12 protein-coding genes are annotated in these 18,158 nt (G+C 56.7%); 7 read left to right on the forward strand and 5 right to left on the reverse strand.

Annotated elements, in window-relative coordinates:
* Positions 1-5: 5 nt before the first annotated feature.
* Together HU718_RS14475 and HU718_RS14480 are read right to left on the reverse strand one after the other, a co-directional pair.
* Positions 6-3,833: a M35 family metalloendopeptidase gene (locus tag HU718_RS14475; RefSeq protein ID WP_225936862.1), complete on the reverse strand. Its 3,828-nt coding sequence runs from the start codon at positions 3,831-3,833 to the stop codon at positions 6-8.
* A gap of 179 nt (positions 3,834-4,012) precedes the next feature.
* A complete protein-coding gene (locus HU718_RS14480) occupies positions 4,013-4,372 on the reverse strand; it encodes a response regulator (RefSeq protein WP_150706597.1) in 360 nt (119 codons plus the stop codon).
* A gap of 265 nt (positions 4,373-4,637) precedes the next feature.
* On the opposite strand from HU718_RS14480, the gene HU718_RS14485 reads away from it, so the two are divergent.
* From HU718_RS14485 to HU718_RS14505, 5 genes are read left to right on the forward strand one after another with little or no spacing between them, the layout of a single operon-like run.
* Positions 4,638-8,135, forward strand: a complete 3,498-nt coding sequence (locus HU718_RS14485; protein ID WP_186615964.1) for a response regulator — start codon at positions 4,638-4,640, stop codon at positions 8,133-8,135.
* Positions 8,135-8,968 carry a CheR family methyltransferase gene (locus HU718_RS14490; RefSeq protein ID WP_095120878.1) on the forward strand — a complete coding sequence of 278 codons (834 nt, stop codon included), beginning with the start codon at positions 8,135-8,137 and terminating at the stop codon, positions 8,966-8,968. The genes HU718_RS14485 and HU718_RS14490 overlap by 1 nt, the downstream gene beginning before the upstream one ends.
* Positions 8,965-9,558 carry a chemotaxis protein CheB gene (locus HU718_RS14495; RefSeq protein ID WP_186615965.1) on the forward strand — a complete coding sequence of 198 codons (594 nt, stop codon included), beginning with the start codon at positions 8,965-8,967 and terminating at the stop codon, positions 9,556-9,558. The genes HU718_RS14490 and HU718_RS14495 overlap by 4 nt, the downstream gene beginning before the upstream one ends.
* Positions 9,552-10,766 carry a hybrid sensor histidine kinase/response regulator gene (locus tag HU718_RS14500; RefSeq protein ID WP_016987303.1) on the forward strand — a complete coding sequence of 405 codons (1,215 nt, stop codon included), beginning with the start codon at positions 9,552-9,554 and terminating at the stop codon, positions 10,764-10,766. Before HU718_RS14495 ends, HU718_RS14500 begins: the two co-directional genes overlap by 7 nt.
* Positions 10,767-10,810: 44 nt before the next feature.
* Entirely contained in the window at positions 10,811-11,188 is a 378-nt protein-coding gene (locus HU718_RS14505; RefSeq protein ID WP_003225116.1) for a response regulator, read from the forward strand.
* Positions 11,189-11,298: 110 nt separating this feature from the next.
* On the opposite strand, the gene HU718_RS14510 is transcribed toward HU718_RS14505, so the two are convergent.
* The 3 genes from HU718_RS14510 to HU718_RS14520 form a co-directional block, all read right to left on the reverse strand.
* Positions 11,299-12,969: an ATP-binding protein gene (locus HU718_RS14510; protein ID WP_186615966.1), complete on the reverse strand. Its 1,671-nt coding sequence runs from the start codon at positions 12,967-12,969 to the stop codon at positions 11,299-11,301.
* Entirely contained in the window at positions 12,966-14,468 is a 1,503-nt protein-coding gene (locus HU718_RS14515; RefSeq protein WP_095120875.1) for an ATPase domain-containing protein, read from the reverse strand. Before HU718_RS14515 ends, HU718_RS14510 begins: the two co-directional genes overlap by 4 nt.
* Before the next feature lie 132 nt (positions 14,469-14,600).
* A complete protein-coding gene (locus tag HU718_RS14520; RefSeq protein ID WP_150706600.1) occupies positions 14,601-15,656 on the reverse strand; it encodes a tetratricopeptide repeat protein in 1,056 nt (351 codons plus the stop codon).
* A 172-nt stretch (positions 15,657-15,828) separates the two neighbouring features.
* Between HU718_RS14520 and HU718_RS14525 the strand changes: the two genes are divergently transcribed.
* Complete coding sequence (locus HU718_RS14525) at positions 15,829-17,964, forward strand: FUSC family protein (RefSeq protein WP_186615967.1); 2,136 nt, start codon at positions 15,829-15,831, stop codon at positions 17,962-17,964.
* On the forward strand, positions 17,954-18,154 hold the full coding sequence (locus HU718_RS14530; RefSeq protein WP_095120872.1) for a DUF1656 domain-containing protein: 201 nt from the start codon (positions 17,954-17,956) through the stop codon (positions 18,152-18,154). The genes HU718_RS14525 and HU718_RS14530 overlap by 11 nt, the downstream gene beginning before the upstream one ends.
* The last annotated feature ends 4 nt before the right edge of the window (positions 18,155-18,158 follow it).

Below are 18,158 nucleotides of genomic sequence, written 5' to 3' on the forward strand. Positions count from 1 at the left end.
AAGACCTACGCTTTGCCCAGGTTGAGGCCCAGAGTGCCGAGGAATGGTTCGGCTGCGGAATTTTTCAGCGCTGAGTCGAGGGTCGAGATGTTTATGCCAAATCCAGCTGGATCGGATTTGATTTGATCAATCAAAGAAACCGCTATTTCGTAAGAGTCTGCGTTGTACAGAGCCGGGTGCTTCTGAATCAAAGTCGGAAGACTCGGACGAATGGAATCAAACTGATGCAGATGGGTGAAGCTGTCCGTGCTCACTGTTCTGTAAGGATTGGAGAACGTCGGATCGACCATGCGCGGGTTTCGTGCGAGATCAATCAGAGAAGCCACATCGGTTTGCGCGTATTCCAGGGGCTTTCCGTAATACAGATCGAGTGTGCCGGGTGCGCCATGGGACATCTCATGGATCAGAACATCCGCTATCCGGGTTTCGTCGTATTTGGATGTGCGATATAGATCATCCAGATGTTCCGGAAAAATCTTGATGAACCTTTTGATTGATTCCTGATGTACGGTGCCCTTGACGACTGCCTTTTTCCATTGTTTGTAATCGGGCACATTCAAGGCTGCCACCGCAGGCACATTGGTTCTTTTGAATGATACGTTTGCGAGCGTGAAAGCATCCAGATCCTTGCGCATTGCCTGCAGTCTCGACCCTATGTGCTTTACGGCTTCGTCAGACCCAGTACCAAACACATAAGTAAGAATCTTGCGAACTTCGAATTCCCATTCCGAGTCGCCCAACAAGGCGATGGCATTGTTGAGTTTGGTTTTGGCGGCGGGGATTGCTTTTTTCAAATAGCGTTTGGTGTAACTTTTTGGCATGAGCTTGCGCCAAGGTAGGGAAGGCAGTTTGAACTTGTAATTCAGACTGTCCATTTTGGCTCCCCATGGTTCGCCCAAACGGTTCAACGCGTACCATTCATCACTGTGGCGTATGCCCCAAACCTGGAACACGTCTGCGGATTCTTGCGCAGTTTGTCGGATGCCCAGGCGGATAGTGTCTGGATCGACAGCCTTCGAAAGTGCGTGATAGGGCGTCTTTCCCGACCATTTGCGCGCATCGTAAATGGCGCTTTCGAGGGCAGCCACACTGCTGTGCCAGCCTTTACGCAAAAGTTTGGCACCATTCACAAGCAAATCGGTTGCGCCATCCAGCGGATTGAGCAAGTTGCTGATCAATCCAGCGCCTGTCGAAGCTATCTTGCTGGCCTTGGTGGCGATACTCATGCTCGTGGCGGCCAGGCTGGCAATCTTTGCGATGGCTCCGACCACTAACAGAATGGTCATCGCGGCTTCCAGGGTGCACGCCTTGGCTCCGTCCAATTGTCGCTCGATGTCGTCTGAACCGAGATCTTCGATGCATGACTTGAAGGGCACGACAAAGTTGAGAAACGTGTCCAGGTCCTTTTCCCGTTTTGCACGCAATGCTTCAAGCCGGGTCTGGCCCCAGCACTCTTTGACCAACTCATCGTAAGTCGCGACGGGTCTGTGCTTGAGTACGAAGTTCACCAGACGGTCGAACTCTGTCGAGTAGAAGCTCTGGTAGTACCCATTTATTGGCGACAGTGGCGCGACGGCTGACAACTCGGCAACTTTGTCGATCACCCCCGAACTGACGTCCACGAGACCGGGCGTTACACCATGGGTATAACACTCGATGTTCATCGGCAGTTGATGAACTTTCGCAGGCGCAGAGTAATTCGTCTCATTGCTGCGAGCGGGAGCGCTCAACAGATTTTCCCTTTGCACAAGCTTGGCCAACTCGGTGTTTTCGCGACAGACGCCGTGCAGCGTGAATAATTCGTAACAGGTCACCCGGCCTTCGAACTCGCAGCAGACCACTACGCCGTAGCGACCCTTTGCTTCATCTATTTCTTTATGACTTTCCGTCGGTTTGCGCTCAGTCGTTTTCAGAATGGCGTCAAGGGTCGTCGCGATAGGATTGGCCGAGATACCGGTAATCGATTGGAGTCTGGCGACCGAGGGCCTGACGGTGAACATCGTCACCTTGCCCTTGAGCAATCGAATCCGGTCGAGCAATGGCATTGAAGTAAATGCTTGCTTCAAATGCGTATTCATCGCTTGCGCATACGCCAGATAGGCCCGATTGAACTGACGGTAGAACTCATCGTCGGGAGAAACCAGATTACCGCGCATGTTGGGGAACGCTGTATAGATGCTTTCCCCTTTTTTCAAATCCCAATTGCCGGTCGCCAAGTCGTTGGACATATGCAACTCGACAGGTGACATTTTTAGCGAAATGTAAGCGTCTTCCAGCGGTCGATTGCGCGTTTGCTGAAGGACGTCGCTTTCAAGGTAAGTGCAACCCTTGGCGACCTGCTTGAGGATATCCAGTGCCACGCTTTTGCGGGTTGGCAGTTGACGCGTCAGTGTTTCAGCGTTTTCGGCAAGCGTCCTCGCGTGTCGGGCGTAGGCGTCCGTGGCGACTTTCAGTGAGTCAGTGACTGATTTTTCGACGTCATCAGGCGTGACGATTTTGTTGAGCACTGCCCAATCAATCACAGGATCCACGGCGGCCAAAGCGTCGAGCATCTTGCGCGATTCGGTCACTGGTTCCAGTGTCGAAAGTTGCTGCAATTGCGCGTAAGTCATGGATCGAGTCGAGCCTGGCGCTATGATTTCTTGCACCGCCACGATTCGGCAAAATTCCACGCATTGCGGCGTTCCCACTAGCAGGGTGGCAGGTAGACCTTTGACCAGAAATTCCGGCGCAGGCTCCGCCAGCAGCAAGTGAGCGGCCAATGCTGCATTCTTTTTACTCACCCTGTGGTGCTCGATCAGGTGATTCTCGAAATCGGTTTGAATCTCGGCGAAGGACTTTTCCATATGCTTGGCAGCATACAAATCGAAACCGGCAACATGATTTCGCGGTACATCTTCTCCGACTTGAGGATGAAGATTGAGCAGCAGCGAAGTCAGGACAATCTGCTTGCGCGACGTTTCCGATTGCGGTTGGTTGTCGCGCGCGCCGTACCAGTCAAGATCCCGTACGTAAGCGTCGGCCCAGTCAGCAGCGATGGGGCTGGAAACAAGTGCCTTGATAATGTCCTCAGCCTCGGCACGTGTGAAGGGCGCAGTTCGTCCGCCAAAAATGCTCTCCGACAAATGCTCCAGTAACGATTGATCCTTGATGTAACTGGTGATGAGTTTGCGGAACTCACTGCGCTCAGTTGCAGTAAGCGTCGCCGAGTTGCCTTCTCCAGTCTTTATCATTTCCCAATAGTTACTCAACTCTGGGCTTGCAGGAGGGGCAGCTTGCATGAATGCCAGTAACCGGTAAACGTCGGCGGCATGGCGAGGGGTCAAGTAACCGTGGAAAGCCAGCCATTGTGCTAAATCAACTTCGTCTGCGGTGGAAATTTTGCCACCGGTCAAATGGGCCATTTCAACCAGTGTCTGCAGATCATCTTTCAGATCAGGGGAAAGTTTGAAGGCGTTTGCAAAACTCACGATCGCACCGGAGTGCTTTGCATTTATTTCGCCTTCAGCGGTCACTTCAAAGTCTGAGTGCTCGGAAAGTCTTAGCGTGCCCAGTAGTCTTTTGAAGGAGTCTTGTTCGGACATCAGTTGCAATAGCTGTCTGCCGGGAAGCAGGGCGTCTTCAAGTGACGATCCCGACTCCACAGAAAGTTTTGCGCCTTCCAGTGAAATTCTTTGCGCAGGAGCAAGATGTGCTGAGCGCTGCTTGAGTTTATATATCACTTCCTCTCGTTCACGGTTATCGCTTGCAACGTATTCACGGTGACGGTTAGAAGAAGGGGCAGGTCGGGATAAGTAACGTTGATTCAGGGAGTTTGAAAGTTTTAGGGTCATAATAAATTCGTTTATTTTGGTTTGTATGTTTGAGTGATCCTCTTTTGTTGGGCTGCGTTTATCAAGAAGCATTATGTGAGTGTGTTTTTCAACAGCTCGCCAGCTTGTATTTTATTCGCGAAAATATGAGGCCGGACTGCCCCTTGAAGTTGTTTGAAAGGGGCGGTCCGTTGACTTGTTTATTGAGTGATGCTTTTTACTTTGTCGCGCAATTGATCGATCGAAAAGGGTTTGCCGATGACCTGCATGCCTTCGGGCACTTCGATACTTTCAGCGTAACCACTGGCAAACAGGATTGGCAGGGCGGGGCGCACGATGCGTGCCTGAGTCGCCAACTCACGACCATCCATACCCGGCAAACCTACATCGGTCATCATCAAATCAATGTTCTGGTTCTTGTCATTGAGAAACTCCAGCGCCTGTTCGCTGCCGTCAGCCTCCAGCACCTTGTACTCCAACTCCTCCAGCACATCGACGATCAGCATGCGCACAATGGCATCGTCTTCTACTACAAGGATGATGGACGCTGGGGTGGACATAATAGAGGCTCTCAAAGATAGAAATTCAGGGGTATCGGCCGGTCGAATCTGCCGGGCTCATGCATGAGTAAGTGGCGCATGGCCATAAGTTCCCGGTTTGATACAAAAAACATTCACTGCAAATGGACAGGCAAGGATAACTGTTGGCGTGGCTCTAGACGCGAGCAAATGTAGGAATTTGCTGCCAAAGCTGTGAGAAAAATGGATCCATACCACCGTTTTGGGGCAAACTCTCGGGTTTTCAACAGTTCGACAAGGCTGCCCCATGTCCTCTCCGTCTACGGTTGATGAGCAACGGTTTCGCAAACTCCTGAGTCGCAACATCAGTCTGCCATTGGGCGTCGGTCTACTCAGTGCCGTGTTCTTCGTGTCGCTGATCACTTATCTGCTGTCGGTTATCCAGTGGGTGGAGCACACCGACCGAGTGATCAATAACGCCAATGAAGCGGTGAAGCTCACTGTGGACCTGGAAACCGGCATGCGTGGTTTTCTGCTCAGCGGCGACGAGCACTTCCTCGACCCTTACGAGACGGCCAAGCCGCGTATCACCGTGGCGCTCAATACCTTGCTCGAACTGACTGCCGACAATCCGGTGCAAACCGATCGTCTGCGCCGCCTCCAGGCGTTGCAGACCGAGTGGGCCAATTACGCGCAATCGATGATCGATCTGCAGCGCTCCAGCGGCGATTACCGGGGCGCGGTCAAGGCCGGGCGTGGCAAGCGCCTGACGGACGAAATCCGCAAGCAATTCGAAGACGTTATCGAGACCGAACAGGTCTTGCGCACGACGCGCAATGAAGAGGTGCGCCGCACCACAATCTGGAGCATCAGCCTGTACCTGCTGTTCATTGCCGGTATCAGTGGTTTGCTGGCTTATATTGGCCGACGTGATCTGGTCAATCTGTCGACCAACTACGGTGCCAATCTGGCCGCACAGCAAGCCAGTGCCGTGCGTCTGGAACAGCAGGCGTGGTTGCGCAATGGTCAGACCGAACTGGCCGAACAGGTGCTGGGACAACTGACGCTGAATCTGTTGGGGCGCAATATTCTGCAATTCTGTGCGCAATACCTCGGCACCGCCGTAGCCGCGCTGTATGTGCGTGAAGAGCACGGCGGCCTCAAGCGTGTGGCGACTTATGGCTTCTCCCGTGAGCAGGAAGAGCAGGAACAGTCGATCTACAGCGGCGAGGGCATCGTCGGCCAAGTGGCGCAGCAGGCGCGGCTGATTCGTCTCGATTCGGTGCCGTCCGACTACTTCAAAGTCAGCTCCGGGCTGGGTGAAGGCTTGCCGCACAGTGTGCTGGTGGTGCCCACCAGCGATGATGATCGGGTCAACGGCGTGATCGAATTGGGTTTCCTGCGGCCGCTCAATGATCGCGATATCGAACTGCTGGAGTTGATTGCCGGCAACATTGGTACCTCCATTGAAGCTGCACGCTATCGTCAGCGCTTGCAGGAAGTGTTGGCCGAAACCCAGCAGCTCAACGAAGAGTTGCAGGTGCAGCAGGAAGAGCTGAAAACCGCCAACGAAGAGCTGGAAGAACAATCGCGGATTCTCAAGGAGTCCCAGGCGCATCTGGAGACCCAGCAAGTCGAACTGGAGCAGACCAACGAGCAGCTGGCCGAGCAGGCGCAGACCCTGGCCGAGCAACGCGACGCCATGGACCTGAAAAACACCGAACTGAATCAGGCTCAGGTGCAGCTCGAAGAGCGCGCCGAAGAGCTGCAGCGCTCAAGCAAGTACAAGTCCGAATTCCTCGCCAACATGTCCCACGAACTGCGCACGCCGCTGAACAGCTCGCTGATTCTGGCCAAGTTGCTGGCGGAAAACCCGCAGGACAATCTCAGCGCCGAACAGGTCAAGTTCGCCGAGTCGATCTACTCTGCCGGCAACGATCTGCTCAACTTGATCAACGACATCCTCGATATCTCCAAGGTCGAGGCCGGCAAGCTTGAAGTGATTCCGGAAACCACCAGCGTCGCGCGTCTGGCCGATGGCCTGCGCAGCGTGTTCGAACCGCTGGCGGCGGACAAACGCCTGACATTCACCGTCGCATTGCAACCGGACGCGCCGACTACGCTGTTCACCGACCGCCAGCGCCTGGAACAGGTGATCAAGAACTTGCTGTCCAACGCCCTCAAGTTCACCGAACAAGGCGCGGTCAGCCTGACGATCAGCGGTCAGCCCAACGATCGCATCGCGTTCATCGTGCGCGATTCGGGTATCGGCATTGCCGCCGATCAACAGGAAAGCATCTTCGAAGCGTTCCGCCAGGCTGACGGCACCACCAACCGCAAGTACGGCGGCACCGGGCTCGGCCTGTCGATCTCCAGGGATCTGGCGACCTTGCTGGGCGGTTCCATCAGCGTCAGCAGTGTACCGGGGCAGGGCAGTGTGTTCACGCTGGTGCTGCCGCAGCAGTACAACGAGCTCAGCGATGTATCGAGCGCACCGTTGACCTTCAGCCCGCCAGCACCAGCGGTGACCGCGCCCCTTGCACCTGCTGTTTCGGTTTCGCCGTTGGCGCCGGTGCACATTCCGCGTTTCGCCGATGACCGTGACAAGGCTCCCTTCGCCACTCGCTGCATCCTGGTGGTGGAGGACGAGCCTAACTTTGCGCACATCCTCTACGATCTGGCGCATGAACTCGGTTATCAGTGTCTGGTTGCCCATGGTGCCGATGAAGGTTACGACCTGGCTCGCGAGTACGTGCCGGACGCGATCCTGCTCGACATGCGCCTGCCGGATCACTCCGGTCTGACCGTGTTGCAACGCTTGAAGGAACACGCCGAAACCCGCCACATCCCTGTGCATGTGATTTCGGTTGAGGACCGCGTCGAAGCGGCGATGCACATGGGGGCCATTGGCTATGCGGTCAAACCGACTACCCGCGAGGAACTCAAGGATGTGTTTGCCCGTCTGGAAGCCAAACTGACCCAGAAGGTCAAGCGAGTGTTGTTGGTCGAGGACGACGATCTGCAGCGCGAGAGCATCGCCCGGCTGATCGGTGACGAAGACATCGAGATCACCGCCGTGGGCCTGGCGCAAGACGCCCTGAATTTGCTGCGCACGACGATTTTCGACTGCATGGTCATCGACCTGAAGCTGCCGGACATGCTTGGCAATGAATTGCTCAAGCGCATGTCCACCGAAGACATCTGCTCGTTCCCGCCAGTCATCGTCTATACCGGTCGTAACCTGACGCGCGATGAAGAGGCAGACCTGCGCAAATACTCGCGTTCGATCATCATCAAGGGCGCACGGTCGCCGGAGCGTCTGCTCGATGAGGTCACACTCTTTTTGCACAAAGTCGAATCGCAGTTGTCCCATGAACGGCAGAAGATGCTCAAGACCGCGCGCAGCCGCGACAAGGTCTTCGAGGGTCGCAAAGTGCTGCTGGTGGACGACGATGTGCGTAACATTTTCGCCCTCACCAGCGCCCTGGAGACCAAAGGTGCAGTTGTGGTCATCGGCCGGAACGGGCGTGAGGCGATTGAAAGACTCAATGAAGTCGAGGACATCGATCTGGTGTTGATGGACGTGATGATGCCGGAAATGGACGGTTTCGAAGCCACCATTGAAATCCGCAAGGATCCGCGCTGGCGCAAACTGCCGATCATCGCGGTGACGGCCAAGGCCATGAAGGACGATCAGGAGCGCTGCCTGCAGGCGGGCGCCAATGATTACCTGGCCAAGCCCATCGACCTGGATCGCCTGTTCTCGCTGATTCGCGTGTGGTTACCGAAGATGGAACGCATTTAGTGGAACGTAGTCACTCCGTGGAACGAAACAGTGAAATCGAATTGCGGCTGTTGATCGAGGCAATCTACCTCAAGTACAGCTACGATTTTCGCGATTACTCAGGCGCTTCGATCAAGCGCCGGGTGCAACACGCGTTGAGCCAGTTCGAGTGCGCGACCATTTCGGCGTTGCAGGAAAAAGTCCTGCACGACCCGACCGCGTTCATGCAATTGCTGCAATTGTTGACGATTCCCGTCAGCGAGATGTTTCGCGACCCGTCGCACTTTCTGGCGATTCGCAAGGAAGTGGTGCCGCTGCTCAGGACCTATCCGTCGATCAAAATCTGGATCGCCGGATGCAGCACCGGCGAGGAGGTCTATTCGATGGCGATTCTGCTGCGCGAAGAAGGCCTGCTTGATCGCACGATCATTTACGCTACGGACATCAATCCGCGCTCGCTGGACAAGGCCAAGCAAGGGATTTTCTCGATGGAGAACGTCCGTGCCTATACCGCCAACTACCAGCAGGCCGGGGGGCAGTGTTCATTTGCCGACTACTACACCGCCGCTTATGGTTACGCGATTTTCGACAAGAGCCTGTGCGAAAACGTGACGTTCGCTGATCACAGCCTGGCTACCGACAGTGTGTTCTCGGAAACCCAATTGATTTCTTGCCGCAACGTGTTGATCTACTTCAACAAGAAACTTCAGGATCGGGCGTTCGGGCTGTTCCATGAATCGCTTTGCCATCGCGGTTTTCTGGTGCTCGGCAGCAAAGAGACGCTGGATTTTTCCAGCTACGCCAACCAGTTCGAGCCCTTGGTGAAACAAGAACGGATCTACCGCAAATCATGAACGACACCACGGAGCTGCCTCGAATCGAGGCTATTGTGGTCGGTGCTTCGGCAGGTGGTGTCGAAGCATTGATGAATCTGCTTGGCCCTTTGCGCAAGGGGTTTGTGTTGCCGATCATCATCGTGCTGCACTTGCCTGAAGAGCGCCGCAGCCAATTGGCCGAGGTGTTTGCCCGGCGTCTGCTGCTGCCGGTGCAAGAGGCGACGGACAAACAGGACATCGAGGCCGGTACGGTGTATTTCGCCACCCCCGGTTATCACCTGTCCGTGGAACAGGATCGCAGTCTGTCCTTGAGCCTTGAGGACCGCCTTCATCATTCCCGGCCATCGATCGATTACCTCTTCGAATCCGCCGCCGATGTCTACGGAACCAGGCTGGCGGCTGTGTTGCTGACGGGCGCCAATCACGATGGTGCGCGCGGTCTTGCTCAGGTCAAACGCCATGGCGGGCTGACCATCGTGCAAGACCCCGAAGACGCTCAGGTCGCCACCATGCCTCTGGCCGCGCTGAAAATTCAGCCGCCGGATCATGTCTTACCCATTCACGGCATCGGCCGTCTGCTAGTCGAGCTGGAACGAATCGCATGCTGAGTAATATCCAGGCAAAACTGCTGATCGTCGACGATCTGCCCGAGAACCTGTTGGCTCTCGAAGCCCTGATCAAACGCGAAGACCGCACTGTTTACAAAGCGCTGTCGGCGGACGAAGCACTGTCGCTGCTGCTGCAACACGAGTTCGCCATGGCCATTCTCGACGTGCAGATGCCCGGCATGAACGGCTTCGAACTGGCGGAGTTGATGCGCGGTACCGAGAAAACCAAGAACATCCCGATCATTTTCGTCAGCGCCGCCGGCCGTGAACTGAACTACGCGTTCAAAGGCTACGAAAGCGGCGCGGTGGACTTCCTGCACAAGCCGCTGGATATCCACGCGGTAAAAAGCAAGGTCAATGTGTTTGTCGACCTGTACCGCCAGAGCAAAGCCATGAAGCAACAGGTCGAAGCCCTGGAGCAGGCCCGGCGCGAGCAGGAGGCACTGCTGCAACGGTTGCAGAGCACCCAGCTTGAACTTGAGCAAGCGGTGCGGATGCGCGATGACTTCATGTCAATCGTCGCTCACGAAGTGCGCACGCCGCTCAACGGCCTGATACTTGAAACCCAATTGCGCAAGATGCACCTGGCGCGGGACAACGCCGCAGCGTTTACCCTCGACAAGATGCACGCCATGGTCGATCGCGATGAGCGACAGATCAAAAGCCTGATCCGGCTGATAGAGGACATGCTCGACGTGTCGCGGATCCGCACCGGCAAGCTGTCGATCCGTCCAAGTCGTTTTGATCTGGTGCAGTTGGTCAGCAATCTGCTGCAGAACTTCGCGCAGCAGATTGAGGCAGCGGAAACCACCGTTTCCTTCGAAGCGGAGCATCCGGTGGAGGGTTGCTGGGATGAGTTCCGCATCGAGCAGGTCATTTCCAATCTGTTGACCAATGCCTTGCGTTACGGTGGCAGAAGCCCGATTCAGGTGCGCGTCTACCGTCAGGGCAATCAGGCACGGGTCGAGGTTCAGGACCACGGAATCGGCATCAGCGAAGAGAACCAGAAGCGCATTTTCCAACAGTTCGAACGGGTCTCCGCCAAGACGGTAGTGGCCGGCCTCGGACTGGGTCTGTTCATTTCCGAGCAGATCGTCACCGCCCATGGCGGTTCCATCGTCGTCGAGAGTCAAATCAACGAGGGCGCCCTGTTTCGCGTTTGTCTGCCGGTCGAGGAAAACGGCACATCCGACGCAACCTCTGAGTGACCACACGGTCGTATCAGCAGCTATTGACCGAACAAAGGCTTCCCATGAGTGTAGATGCGCAAGATGTAGTACTCGTCGTCGAGGACGAACCGGTTATCTTGATGGTTCTGACAGATTACCTGTCGGGCCAGGGCTATCGCGTGCTGCAGGCCGAAAACGGCGAGCAGGCCTTCGAAATTCTCGCGAGCAAGCCACATCTGGACATGTTGATCACCGACTTTCGCCTGCCTGGCGGTATTTCCGGCGTGCAGATTGCTGAACCTGCGGTAAAGCTGCGTCCTGATCTGAAGGTGATTTTCATCAGCGGTTACCCGCAGGAAATCCGCGAGACCGGCAGCCCGATTACGCGCAAGGCGCCGATTCTGGAGAAACCGTTCGATCTGGATGTCTTGCAGGAAAAGATTCAGGAGTTGCTCGCGTAAAGCCCTGTAGGAGCTGCCGAAGGCTGCGATCTTTTGATGTTGATGATCAAGAACAAGATCAAAAGATCGCAGCCTTCGGCAGCTCCTACAGTTTCAGTGTTTCAGCGGTTTCAGCTTTTGATCATCTCCCGCACCTTGGCGGTCAATAGGTCGAAAGTGAATGGCTTGGTGATCATCTGCATTCCTGAGTCGAGGAATCCGCCACGCACGGCCGCATGTTCGGCGTAGCCGGTGATGAACAACACCTTCAAACCCGGCCGGTATTGCCGACCAACTTCCGCAAGTTGGCGACCATTCATGCCCGGCAGACCGACGTCGCTGATCAGCAGATCAATGCGTTGCGCTGAGTTGAGAATCGGCAGGGCACTATCGGCGTCTCCGGCCTCCACAAATGCATAACCCAATTCACTGAGCACAGCACTGACCAGCACGCGTACGGCCGGGTCGTCTTCGACGATCAGCACGGTCTCGCCATCTATGGCTTGGGGAGCCTGCTCGGTATCGGAAACGGGAAGTTCGAGTTCTTCGCCACGGAACCGCGGCAAGTAAAGTTTGACCGTCGTGCCCTGATCGATTTCGCTGTCGATCGAGACGTGCCCACGCGACTGCTTGCTGAAACCGTAGATCATCGACAGGCCCAGACCGGTACCCTGACCGATCGGCTTGGTGGTGAAAAATGGATCGAATGCACGGCTTACCACACTCTGCGGCATGCCGCTGCCGTTGTCGGTGACGCTCAACATCACGTAATCACCAGGCTCAAGATTGGCGTAGGCCTGAGTAAAGTCACGGTGCAGTACCTGATTACTGGTCTCGACCACCAGTTTGCCGCCCTCGGGCATGGCGTCGCGGGCATTGATCACCAGGTTGAGCAGGGCGCTTTCCAGTTGATTGGGATCTGCTTCGGCGACCCACAACTTGTCGTCAAGACGCATGTCCAGCTGAATGCTTTCGTTGAGACTGCGCTGCAATAGCTCGCTCATCGACAGCACCAGGGTGTTCATCTGTACGGCTTTAGAATCGAGCGATTGTCTGCGCGAAAACGCCAGAAGCCGATGCGTCAGGCCGGCGGCACGATTAGCGGAGGTCACACCCAGATCGATCAGGCTGTCGAGGTCTTCGGTGCGACCTCGCGCCAGGCGCCGACGCAGCAGTTCAAGACTGCCGATGATGCCGGTAAGCATGTTGTTGAAGTCGTGGGCGATACCGCCGGTGAGCTGACCGACCGCTTCCATCTTCTGCGACTGGCGCAACGCTTCTTCGTTGTGCCGCAGTTGGGCGGTGCGTTCCTCGACCTGTTGCTCAAGCGTTTCCAGCGTCGATTGCAGGCGTCGTTCACTTTCACTGAGATCGATCAGACGGTCGCGGGCTTCATACTGTCGTCGTCGACCGCGCAAGGCAGCGGATACCAGGCTGACCAAGGTGGCCGGGTGAAAAGGGCGCTCAAGGAAAGTCACGTTGCCCAACAGGCCGCTGAGGTGCGAAGACGGGCCTTGCTCCTGTCCGCCGTGATGGGTGAGCAGCACAATCGGTAGATCCGACCACGCCGGTTGTTGCTCCAGATAGTGCAACAACGCCTCCATTTCCGGACCGCGTAATGCTTCTGCCGCAATCAACAATAGCCCGGCACCGGGTTCCAGTTGCGTACACAGCGTGGCGAGATCGGGGGTGATCATGCCGCCGTAACCCGCCTCGTTGAGAATCATCAGCGCAATCTGACTGTCGCGGCCCATGGGCGCCAGAATCAGCGCCCGTTCGGACAGCGGAACCGCAACTGTCACGAGCCTTGTTCCTGTAACAGTGGATTACTCGCGCCGAGGTAAGTGGGCACCCCGCGAAGCACGCCTTGAAAGGCTTCCAATGGTTCGCCGATGGTCATGCCCTGTTTCGAGATCCGGTATTCACGAATCGTTGATTCATGGCTGCCGGTGCGTTTCTTGATAATGGATATCGCACGGCGGACTTTGCCGATGGCTTCGAAGTAGCGCAACAGAATCACCGTGTCAGCCAGATAAGTGATGTCGACCGGCGCCTGCATGTCGCCAACCAGACCGTGCTGGGCCACTGTCATGAACGTCGCCGCACCTTTGCGGTTGAGATACAGCAGCAGCTCGTGCATGTGCAGCACCAAAGCGTTTTCTTCCGGCATCGCCGCCTGATAGCCGTTGATGCTGTCAATGACCACCGTTTTGATCTGGCGCTCGTCGACGCAACGACGCACGCGGTGGGAGAACTCACCCGGTGACAACTCGGCGGCGTCAACCTGCTCGATCAGCAGATTACCGGTGGCGCGCAGGGCCTTGAGATCGATGCCGATATTTCTCATGCGCTCGAACAGCAGTTCCAGCTCTTCGTCGAAGATGAACAGCGCGGCTTTTTCCCCGCGAGCCACAGCAGCGGCGGCGAAAATCATCGATATCAATGATTTGCCCGTACCTGCCGGGCCAAGAATCAGGGTGCTGGAGCCGGTTTCGATACCGCCGCCGAGCAAGGCATCCAACTCTTTGATGCCGCTGGTCAATTGCAGGCGCGGATAGTCACCACGGTGCTCCGCCGCTACCAGGCGCGGGAATACGTGCACGCCATCACCCATGATGGTGAAGTCGTGATAACCGCCGCGGTATTTTTGCCCACGGTATTTGATCACGCGAATACGTCGGCGCTCGGCACCGTAGTTAGGCGTCAGTTCTTCAAGACGAATCACCCCATGGGCGACACTGTGCACGGTCTTGTCGAGGGATTCGGTGGTCAGGTCGTCAAGCAGCAACACGGTGGCGTCGTAACGCACGAAATAATGCTTGATCGCCAGAATCTGCCGGCGATAACGCAAGGAGCTTTGCGCCAGCAACCGGATCTCCGACAGGCTGTCGAGTACCACTCGCGTCGGCTTGAAGCGTTCGACCACCTCGAAAATCTGCTTGGTCGCCTCACCCAACTCCAGGTCGGAGGAATACAGCAGGCTCTGCTGATGTTCAGCGTTGAGCAGACTTTCCGGGGGTGTCAGCTCGAAAATGTGGATGTTCTCGTCCAGCTCCCAACCATGGGAAAGCGCCCCTTGGCGCAGTTCACGCTCGGTTTCCGAGAGCGTGATGTACAACGAGCGCTCGCCGGCTTTGGCGCCGGCCATGAGAAAATGCAAAGCGACTGTGGTTTTGCCGGTACCGGGTTCACCCTCCAGCAAAAAGACATGCCCGCGAGACAAGCCCCCGGCGAGGATGTCATCCAGGCCTACAATACCGGTGGCGGCTTTCGCACTGATCAACTCGTTAGATGTCGACAAAAAATGCCCTCTCATGACTACGGGAATCGAGACCGCTGACTGAATTGAACGGCCTGAACTACTTGACCCGTAGCAATGATGGCAGTTCCGCTTTTTCTTCAGCGCGAAAGGATTTACCCCATTGCCGCAGGATCAGAGACCTTGCTGCAGCGCCGGATCGTCAGGGTTCAACTGCTCCAGTTGAGCCAGCAAAATCTGTACGTTCTGCAGTTGACCGCTTTCCTTCCAGTAATTGATCAGCAAGACCCGCGCCTTGCGGTCGGCAGGGTGGCGCTGGACGATTTCCTGCAACTGTTTCTGCGCCGCTTCCAGCTCCTGCGCACTGTGCAGGGTGGTTGCAAGGTCGTAGCGGTAGTCCTTGTTATCGGGTTCCAGTTCGACAGCCTTGGACAGGCCGAGCAAGGCATATTCACGCTGGCCGTGGTGCAGCAGCCACAGGCCGAGGGCATGTTGCAGATAGGCGGAGTCAGGCTGGGCTTTAAGCTGTCGGGCGAGCAGTTGGCGGGCGGCGTCACTCTGGCCCTGGCGGTCGAGCACGTCGATCTGCATCACCAATGCCGGCAGGTTGCCGGGTTCCAGCCGCAGTGTGTTGTCCAGCGCCAGCTGCGCTTCCTTGAGTTCGGCGTTATGTATATAGAGGCGCGCCAGTTGCGCATAAGACGCGGCGCTTTCCGGTTGATCCTTCAGCGCCTGTTCCCAGCCATCGATTGCCTGCTGCAACGGTGCGAAATACAGACCCAGTTCGTCCGGGGACAGGCCGAGCAGAGCATTGATTGCCGCAAAACGAACGGTTTGATCCTCGTCATCCAGCATCGGCCCCAGCAACAGGCTGCGTTGCCCGCCAGGCACCAGGCCCACGACACTTTTGATCGCCGCCAGGCGCACCGCGGGCGCTTCGTTCTGGAGATCCGCGTCGGCGAGCTTCAGGGCCTGTGGGCTTGGGTAGTTGGGCAACTCGCCATGCAGCCAGACACGCCGCTTGACCGAAAGATCCGGACGTCCCAGTTGCTGATACAACTGACGCGCCGCGCCCGGTTCACCGGTACGGGCGGCGCCCAGCGCTTCGCTGTAGCCATGTTTGATTGCATCCGGAATCACCGCAGTGGTGCTGCGCACGGACAGCCAGACCACGGCGGCAATGAGAACAAGGCCAAGACTGATAAGCAGGTAGCGACGAGACTGAGGCATGCAGGTTTCCGAAAACAGACGTACTTGAGCAGAGCGGCAAGCTTCGGTCAGCTCGGGCTCTGAGTCAAACACCGAGCAAGCGAATCGCCCTACAAGTTCTGTCGACTTCGAAACCCGTCAGGCATGCGATGCAGTGTCTACGCTTGCAGGAGTCGCTTCGTTGAGTGTTGCCATGCAAGCTCTGTTCAATTATTTCAAGGTTGTGATCCATCCAGGTCAAGCCGTACTGCTGTTTGCCCTGCGTACCATTGCGGCGGGTCTGTTGACGTTGTATCTGGCGTTTTTGTTCGATCTCGATCAGCCCAAGTGGTCGATCATGGCGGTCGTCATTGTCAGTCAGCCGTTGGCGGGCATGGCGCTGGCGCGCAGTTTCGGCCAGGTGATCGGCACCACCCTTGGTGCGACGGTTGCAGTATTGATCATGGCGGTCTTCCCGCAGGCGCCGCTGCCGTTCATTACCACGCTGGCTCTGTGGCTGGCGCTCTGTACCGCGGGCGGCACGTTGCTGCGTTACACCAGTTCCCAGGCGTTTGTACTCAGCGGTTATACCGCTGTGGTAGTGGCGTTGCTGGCTATTCCTGATCAGGATGGCACCTTCCTCCTTGCCATTACCCGTGTTACCGAAACCTTGCTGGCTGTGGCCTGTGTCTGTGTGGTCAGCCTGCTCACGGCGCGCCCGCAAACCGTGGCCAAAGGTTACTTCGCCAAGGTTGATCAGGTGATCAAGCTGGCAGCGAGCCATGCCGCGGCAGTGTTGCGCACGGAGGAAAGCGAAGCCGATTTTCAACACCGACAAATGCGTTTGCTTGGGGAGATCAGTGCCCTGGAAGGGTTGCGTCGCCATTTGTATTTCGATGCGCCACGTTTGCGCAGCGCCAATAACCTGGTGCTATTGCTGGGCAATCAACTGATGCTGCTGACCTCGCGGTTGACCGCTTTACGGCATCAGCGCGAACTGCTGACCGAGCGCTGGGAGGGTGATCTGCCCCTCGATATCCAACGCCTTCGTGCCGATGAACTGGCACTTCTCGACCAATTGGCGGAGCAGGGGCGGTCACTGCCTCCGGATAGACGCCATCACATAGTCACTTTGCAGCAACAGTTCGAGGTGTTGGCCTATAAGGCCGAGCAACTGACCGAAGACATGAGCGCTACTCTGCGTTCGCTGGCATGGGCGTTGCGTTGGGAACAGGCGCGGCTGTTACAGCAACTGGAACAGATTCTGGAGTTGAGCGATGCCATTCAGGAAGGGCGGGAGGCCAGTTGCCTTTATCGTGGTCAGGCCAGCCCCTTGCACCTGGATTTCACTCTGGCCTCGATGAACGCCGTCCGCGCCTTTACCGCATTACTGGTTGCCGGGTTGATCTGGATCGAAACCGCTTGGGATGGCGCACGAGGCGGGATGATTCTGGTGGGCATTCTTTGTTCGCTGATGGCGACGTTTCCGCGGCCGCTGCTGGCCGCACAGAGTTACGCCCGAGGCTTGGGGCTGGCGCTGGTGGTATCAGCCTTTTATCAATTCATGCTGGTACCGGCGATCAGTGATTTCGAGCTGTTGGCATTACTGCTGGTACCGCTGCTGTATGTGATCGCTGTCGGCTTGGCGAGTCCGGCAACAGCGGGGATCGGCATGGGGTTGGGATTGTCGAGTTTCCTGCTGCTCGGCCCGCAAAATGTCGGCACCGGGCAGAACACCGCGATTCAATGGTTCGAATTCGCCGGCGCCTACGTCAGCGCGGCCATGCTTGCCCTGATTGTCTATGCGTGGATTTTCCCGTTTCGCCCGGCGTGGCGCCTTCGCCGTCTGTATAACGAAGCGCGCGAGCAGGTGTATGCGCTGACCAAAACCCCCGCGACCGATGAACAACAGTTTGCCTTCGAAAGCCGTATGGTCGATCGCCTGACCAGCATGCTCGGCCTGCTGCCAGCGGCGAACAGCCGGCCCATGCAGCAACTGTATGAAATCAGTCTGGCTTGCGTGGCACTCGGCGTGGCGATGCATCAGTTGCGACAGCAGGCACACAACAATGCGCTGCTGACAGATGCCGTTACTCAGCGTCTGGCATCGGCCGTGCGCAAAACCGGGCGCTTTGTCGCCGGGCGGCAGGATGTCGAACTGGCGCCATTGATGACCACGCTGCATATATTGGGCGACGAACTCGATGAACTGCACGTCGCCAGCCATGAGCATGTCTGGTCGCTGTTTCGTATGCGTGTGGCCCTGTTGATCGTCGTGTCATTTCTGCAGCGCCACGGTGACGATATTCAGCGTACCGTCCCGGAAGGAGAAGCAGCCCTTGCCCATTGATTTCGAAATCGGCGGTGTCTATCTGCCGCCCATTGCCCAGGCGTTACTGTTGGCCATCCCGATATTCATGATGCTGGACTGGGGATTGCGGCGTCTGGGCGTGCTGCGTCTGGTCTGGCATGAGGCGCTGTTCGAAGGTGCCTTGTATGCCTGCGTATGTGCCACGCTGATTTTGCTGATGGGAGCCTGATGCC

This window comes from Pseudomonas tensinigenes (assembly GCF_014268445.2).
Classification (GTDB): Bacteria; Pseudomonadota; Gammaproteobacteria; order Pseudomonadales; family Pseudomonadaceae; genus Aquipseudomonas; species Aquipseudomonas tensinigenes.